Origin of the sequence: Hoeflea sp. BAL378 (assembly GCF_000759435.1) — a bacterium.
Classification (GTDB): Bacteria; Pseudomonadota; Alphaproteobacteria; order Rhizobiales; family Rhizobiaceae; genus Hoeflea.
The window spans coordinates 1-5,201 of record NZ_JRJG01000103.1 but is presented as its reverse complement, the minus strand read 5'-3'; the positions used below and the strand labels follow the sequence as shown (position 1 = coordinate 5,201).

Genomic DNA, 5,201 nt, shown 5'->3' with positions numbered 1-5,201 from the left:
CGGCCTTGAGGAAATCACGCCGTGAGGCTGTGTGTCTGGTCCCCTTGGGACCGGTTTGGTCTACCATGAGATCCTCCCGTGGCGCATGTCCAGCACTTGCATCTTTGTCTCCGTCGTCATCGCCGGGCCGTGAGGCCGGCAAACCCGTGCCCGGCCGCACTCAGCGGATCACCCGGACAGAAGCGGCGTCCGCATCGAGCGTCACCACCGATTTCTTCGTGATGTAGTCTTCCATCAGGTCGTAGATCGCGGGGCCTTCGACCCCCTCGTTGACCGAGGCCCAGCCGCCGACCGTGTAGCTCTTGTCGGCCTCGATGGCCTCGCCGCTACCGGTCAGCCGCATGTCCGAGATCCGGCTGCCCATCTCCGCGTCGGGCGCGCAGGCATAGGTGAAGCCGCCGACGCGAACCATGTCGCCGCCCTGCTGCAGGAACGGATCCTTGTTGAACAGGTTGTCGCAGACATCCTCCATGATGTCCTTCAACTGCGCGCCGGTGAATTCCAGCCGGTAGACCGCCGGATAGCTCATCGAGGTCTCCGAATAGAGATCGTCGATGGTGATGTCGGAGCCCGGAAGCAACGTCGTCCCCCAGCGGAAACCGGGCGACAGCGCAATCTGGGTGTCGCGCTCCTCGATGATGCCCTGGCAGATCAGGTCGTCCCAGGTTCCGTTGAAATTGCCGCGCCGGTAGAGCAGGCTGTCGGTGCGGCCGATCACCCGCTGCGTCTCCGCCTCATAGGGCGCGCGCACTTGGTCGATCTTGGCCGCCATCTCCGGATCGGGCGTGATCACATCGGCGAAAACCGGGATCAGCGTCGAATTGTAGCCCGCGACCTTGCCGTCCCTGATGTCGAGGTCGATGCGGCCGAGATACTTTCCGTGCGAGCCCGACGACATCAGCAACGTGCCCTCGACTTCCAGCGCCACGGGCGTGGCATCATGGGTGTGGCCGGTGACGATCACGTCGAGACCGCTGACCACGCCGGCCAACTTGCGGTCGACGTCGAAGCCGTTGTGCGAGAGCAGCACCACCACTTCGGCGCCCTCGGCGCGCGCAGCGTCGACATTGGCCTGCAGCGTTTCCGGGCGGATGCCGAACGACCATTTCGGGAACATCCAGTTGGGATTGGCGATCGGCGTGTAGGGCATGGCCTGGCCGATGACGGCCACGTTCACGCCGCCGCGCTCGAAGAAGGCGGTATGCTCGAAGGCGGGCTCGTCCCATTCGGAATCGAAGATGTTGGACGCCAGGAACGGGTAGCCCATGGCCTCGACGAGTTCGAGGAAGCGGTCCTGGCCGAAGGTGAACTCCCAGTGCCCTGTCATGGCGTCTGGCTTGAGCAGCTTCATGCACTCGACCATGTCCATGCCGTTGGTCTTGAGCGAGGAGTAGGAGCCCTGCCAGGTGTCGCCGCCGTCGAGAAACAGCACCTTGTCATCGCCGCGCTCGGCGCGGATCGCCTTGACCAGCGTCGCGGTGCGGTCGAGCCCGCCGAGCTTGCCGTAGCTCCGGGCCAGGTCGACATAGTCCACCATCGTGTGGGCATAGGCGTAGGGACTGCCCTTCTCGATGTTGAAATAGGAAAGGAATTCCTCGGCCACCAGGTGCGGCGGCAGGCCGGCATAGGCGCCGACGCCGATATTGGTGTCCGGCGGGCGGAAGAACACCGGCTTGAGCTGGGCATGGCAATCGGTGAAATGCAAAAGCGTGAGCTGGCCCTTGGCGTCGAACCGCAGGAGGTCATCCTGGGTGAGCTTCTGCTGCGCCAGCGCCCGGGCCGGATTGGCGCCCAGTCCGGCGGCGCCGAGCACGAACCCGGCATTGAGCGCATATTGCAGAAAGTCGCGTCTGGTGTGCATTCCTGTCTCCATTCCGTAAAAACGGACGAAAAAGCTCGCTCCGGCTTTCGCCAGAAATCGGGTTTGCCTTGTGTTTCAACTCATGCCGGCGTCGCCTGACGGCCGGGGCCCGGACCGCGCGCGGCTCGCGCCGGCCGGAGGCTTAAAACGCCGCCGGCCGGAATGTCGCCCTACGGACGAACCGCTGGGGTTTCGACCGACAGGCCGGTGCCGCGCCAGGTCACATAGGTTTCCAGCGCCATCAGGTCGTCCGAGAAGGCCTTGGGGATCTCGGCGCGGGTGTCCCTGATGCAGCCGCGGAAGCGGTTGTGCAGCGAGGTGAAGCCGCTTTTCAACCGGTAGACCGGGAACCCGTTGATCTGGCCCTGGCTGAGATGGTCGGCGCGGATGAACTTGCCGGCATTGACTTCATGGCAACTGGCGCAGGAGAGGTTCAACTGACCCGTACGGGTGTAGTAGACCTCCTTGCCCCGCTCCCACCAGGACTGCATGTCGCCCTCGGAGAGATCGATCTCCACCGGCATGCCGAGCGACTGGTGCTTGATGTAGGCGGTCAGCTCGTTCTGCCCGCCCTTGTCGAACGGCAGCGCCTCGGCGCCCATCTGTTCGGTGCGGCACTTGTTGATCTGCAGCTCGACATTGATCGGCTTCTGCGAATCCTCATCCCATTTGGGGAAATGGGCGCCGATCCCCTTCATGCTTTCCGCCGCGTCGCCGTGGCAGCTCGCGCAGGACTTGCCGGCGGTGCCGTCGACCTTGTTCCACAGCACCTCGCCATCCTCGACCGAGACCATGGCCGGATTCTCGATGGAATCGCGCTCCAGGTCGCGGGTCTCGGCCTCGCGGTAAAGCCAGCCCGAGAGCACTTCCTCGAACGGATGCCCCTCGGGAGCCTTGGCCCGCGTGATCATCGGCACGCCGTCGATTTCGAGCGTGTCGTCCACCGGCTCGGCCGTCGCCCAACCGCCTGCGGCAAGTCCGGCCGCCAGAGCGGCGCCGGCAATCAAAAGTCTCTTCATCACGGTCTCCCTCCTCCCGGGATTGCACCTGCGCGGAACTCCCGTCCGCCCAGGCTTCCCCCTCGCTGTTATTTGACTTCGATCGGCGCCTCGGCCTCGTAGACCGACCCGTCATCGTCGAGCCAGGCGAACTTGAAGGTTCCGCTCGAGGGCACCTTGGCGTTGAACTCGAAATAGGGATTGGCCGAGATCGCCGGGTCTAGATCGCACTCGAACACCATCTGCCCCTCGAAGGTGCAGGTGAACTTGTTGATGATCTTGCGCGGGATGGGATTGCCATCCTTGTCCTTGCGCTGACCCGATTCCATTTCGTGGCTGATCAGCGTCTTGAGGGTGATCACCTCGCCGGCCGAAGCCGACTTGGGCACCTTGATGCGTGGTTTTGATGCCATGTTCGTAAATCCTGTCTCTGGCTCAGCCGCCGCAGCCGCCGATGGTTACCTTGACCTGCTTCTTGTCCATGAAGACCGAGCCGTCCTTCATCTTCGCAACCGCGACGACGTTCTGGGTCTTGGCGAGCCGGATGCGGGTCGTTGCAAGAGCGGCGCCCGACAATTCGCTGAAGCGAAAGGTGGCGACCGCCGGATTGGGGTTGCCGTCGGCGAAGAGGATGATCGACTCGACCATGTCGTCGCCGCTCATGGTGCTCTCGACGGTCACCGTGACCGGCACCGTATTGCCGTTTTCCGCGATCTCCGGCGCGGTCAGGGTGATCTTTCCTTCGGCCGGGGCGGCGCCGCCGGTGAAGTCCATGATCGACTTTTCAGTCTCCTCGGCCGAGGCGAAAGCCGGCGTGATCCGCGCCCCCGCGACCGCGAACGCCGCGGCGCCGGCCGTCAATCCTAAGACATTGCGTCTTGTCAGTTTCATGTGATTCGAGCTCCTCTGCTCCAGATCGTTCCGTGCCCGGCCAGTCCCTGCCCGGTCATTCCTTCAGTGTGCCGAGATAGGCGACGACATCCTCGACCTGCTGGGCGGTCAGGATGGTCTTGCCGACGAATTTCTCGGCGACATTCTTGCCGACTTCGAGCGAGTAGAAGCCGGGCATCACGGTCGCGTCCGTGAACACGGCCTTCGAGTTCACCACGATGGCGCGCAGATGCGGTTCGTCCCAGCGCGAGGCCACGCCGTCGAGCGCGGGTCCCACGTCGCCATGGAACTGGTCGCTCGCCATGTCGGCGTTGACATGGCAGGCAAGACAATTGCCAAGGCCCGTGTCCTTGAAGATCTTGGCGCCTTCGGCCGGATCGCCCGGCGTGCCGGTCAGCGACACGGCGACGCCGCCATCGGTGAACTCGACCGCGTCGGGGGCGATTTCATTGGCCAAGGCCGCGGTCGACAGCGCCATGGCCGCCAAGGTGCCCAGTGTGAATTTCATTCGCCTCGTCATCTGGCGTTCCCTCCTCCCATTGCCCGGACCTGCCTGGTCCGGCTTCTCTCCGAGTCACAGAGTAATCAGATGCGTCCGCACAATCAATGCAAAAATATGAATTTTTGCATGTATTTTGTCGCAGCCTCATTCCGCGTCGAGCCGGCCCTTGGCCCGCAGCTCGTTGATGATGCGGGCGTGGTACTTCTGAAAGTGCTCATCGCCCTCGTAACCTTTTTCCTTTACCCATCTGAACATGTTGAGAAATGTCCATTTGCCGAAGGCGCCCGGCATGGTCGCCACCGCGGCCTGGGCGGCGTTCATGCCCTCGGGAACTTGCTCGGGGAGGAACACCAGCGTGGGCGTGAACACGTAGCCCCATTTGCGCGCCGCGGTCTTCTCGGTCAGCACTTCGCCGTCGAGATCAGTGACTTCCTCGTCGCCGAACATGTTGTACTGCACCACCTTGAAATGGGCCTTGATGAAGTCCGAGACTTCCGGATCGGACAGCAGCGTCTCGTGCATCTTGGCGCAGTAGATGCAGCCGCGCTGTTCGAAGATCATCACCAGCCGCTTGCCCTCCTCCCGGGCCGTCTCGATGTCCTCGGCGACGTCGCGGAAGGTGATCGAGAACCAGTCCTCCTTGTGCAGCCCGTCATCGCCGAGTTCGGCGGACCAGGCTGGCGTGGGCAGCGCGGCGCCGGCTTCGAAAGCGGCGAGAGCGGCGAGAGCGAGAAACGCGCGTCTGATCATGATCCTTCTCCTATCCGATCGTTGCGAAAGCCGGGAACATCTCGAGCAGCCATTGGGCGATGCGCGACATCTGGCCGGTCATGAAGAGAATGCCGGTCACCACCAGCGCCCCGCCCATGACCTTTTCGATCACCGCCATGTGCTTCTTGATCCGGGAGGAAAACCGGATGAAGCGGCTGGCGAAGAAGCCCGCCACGAC

The 5,201-nt window shown here is 63.4% G+C and carries 6 protein-coding genes and 1 pseudogene; all 7 read right to left on the bottom strand.

What is annotated here, in order from left to right:
• Window positions 1–160: 160 nt before the first annotated feature.
• Window positions 161–1,861 (bottom strand): thiosulfohydrolase SoxB, encoded by a 1,701-nt coding sequence (soxB, locus tag LL06_RS19345; protein WP_035530628.1) that lies wholly within the window; start codon window positions 1,859–1,861, stop codon window positions 161–163.
• 170 nt (window positions 1,862–2,031) lie between these two features.
• Window positions 2,032–2,880 carry a sulfur oxidation c-type cytochrome SoxA gene (gene soxA, locus LL06_RS19340; RefSeq protein ID WP_035530626.1) on the bottom strand — a complete coding sequence of 283 codons (849 nt, stop codon included), beginning with the start codon at window positions 2,878–2,880 and terminating at the stop codon, window positions 2,032–2,034.
• Between the two features lie 68 nt (window positions 2,881–2,948).
• Window positions 2,949–3,272 carry a thiosulfate oxidation carrier complex protein SoxZ gene (gene soxZ / locus LL06_RS19335; RefSeq protein ID WP_035530624.1) on the bottom strand — a complete coding sequence of 108 codons (324 nt, stop codon included), beginning with the start codon at window positions 3,270–3,272 and terminating at the stop codon, window positions 2,949–2,951.
• A gap of 22 nt (window positions 3,273–3,294) precedes the next feature.
• Entirely contained in the window at window positions 3,295–3,750 is a 456-nt protein-coding gene (gene soxY, locus LL06_RS19330; RefSeq protein ID WP_035530622.1) for a thiosulfate oxidation carrier protein SoxY, read from the bottom strand.
• Window positions 3,751–3,805: 55 nt separating this feature from the next.
• The gene (soxX, locus tag LL06_RS19325) at window positions 3,806–4,258 is read right to left on the bottom strand and encodes a sulfur oxidation c-type cytochrome SoxX (protein ID WP_035530620.1); all 453 of its coding nucleotides are present in this window, start codon (window positions 4,256–4,258) and stop codon (window positions 3,806–3,808) included.
• Window positions 4,259–4,396: 138 nt separating this feature from the next.
• Window positions 4,397–5,002 (bottom strand): thioredoxin family protein, encoded by a 606-nt coding sequence (locus LL06_RS19320; protein ID WP_035530618.1) that lies wholly within the window; start codon window positions 5,000–5,002, stop codon window positions 4,397–4,399.
• Window positions 5,003–5,012: 10 nt separating this feature from the next.
• Window positions 5,013–5,201: pseudogene (locus LL06_RS19315) on the bottom strand (cytochrome c biogenesis protein CcdA); the annotation flags it as partial.

Coding starts and splice junctions, on each gene's coding strand:
- soxZ (WP_035530624.1), bottom strand. CDS start 3,272: ATGGCATCAAAACCACGCATCAAGGTGCCCAAGTCGGCTTCGGCCGGC.
- soxY (WP_035530622.1), bottom strand. CDS start 3,750: ATGAAACTGACAAGACGCAATGTCTTAGGATTGACGGCCGGCGCCGCG.
- soxA (WP_035530626.1), bottom strand. CDS start 2,880: ATGAAGAGACTTTTGATTGCCGGCGCCGCTCTGGCGGCCGGACTTGCC.
- LL06_RS19320 (WP_035530618.1), bottom strand. CDS start 5,002: ATGATCAGACGCGCGTTTCTCGCTCTCGCCGCTCTCGCCGCTTTCGAA.
- soxX (WP_035530620.1), bottom strand. CDS start 4,258: ATGAAATTCACACTGGGCACCTTGGCGGCCATGGCGCTGTCGACCGCG.
- soxB (WP_035530628.1), bottom strand. CDS start 1,861: ATGCACACCAGACGCGACTTTCTGCAATATGCGCTCAATGCCGGGTTC.